The organism is Mesorhizobium sp. M1329, assembly GCF_040318035.1.
In the GTDB taxonomy this organism is placed as follows: Bacteria; Pseudomonadota; Alphaproteobacteria; order Rhizobiales; family Rhizobiaceae; genus Mesorhizobium.
Map to the genome: position 1 here is coordinate 1 of NZ_JAMYLN010000096.1, position 607 is coordinate 607.

General features: G+C 64.1%; 1 protein-coding gene. It reads right to left on the bottom strand.

Annotated features, from left to right (window positions below; all coding sequences use genetic code 11):
* A partial coding sequence (locus NKH21_RS32720; protein ID WP_352870033.1) for an ISAs1 family transposase occupies positions 1–561 on the bottom strand: 561 nt, incomplete at its 3' end.
* Positions 562–607 lie beyond the last annotated feature (46 nt).

A 607-nucleotide genomic window follows, 5' to 3' on the forward strand; every position in this document is an offset into this window, starting at 1 on the left:
CGCAGCCATGCGGGTGTGGCAGTGGAGCGCGTCGGCGGTGACCAATCTGCCCGTAAGATCAATGAGTTCGACGACCTTGAGCGCGGCCTCGACTTCGTTCTCACCATCGCTCGGCGAGACTGCCGCCAGGCACAGCCGGGTCTCGGCGGCGAAGGCCGACACCGTCAACGGCGGACTGGCTGCCAAGCCCTTCTCGTAGGCCCGCCGCAAAGCCTTGCCGTCAAGCGACACCACCTCGGGCGTCTCTTGGCTGGCTCGGGCGAAAGCTGCTGCAAAGGCAGCAAAGGCGCGACCGAAGGCCTCCGGGTCGAGCAGGCGCAGCAGCCGCGAGAAGGTATCGTGGCTGGGAGCTGCGTCATAGTCGATCAGCCGCGACAGCGCCTGCTTGCGCTCCTGCGCGAACAGGGCAAATTCCGTCGCATTGCTGGCACCGCACAGGCTTGCCGCGATCATCATCACGATCAGGTCGCCAAGCCGGTGCGTGGCGTTGGGCGCGCGTGGATCAGGCACCGCGCCAAAGTAGCTCTCAAGGCAGGAAATGGCAGTCGCTCCTTCGCTCAACTGCCTCTCCAAAGAATCCTTTCTCAGCCTAAACTCAACCCCAAAA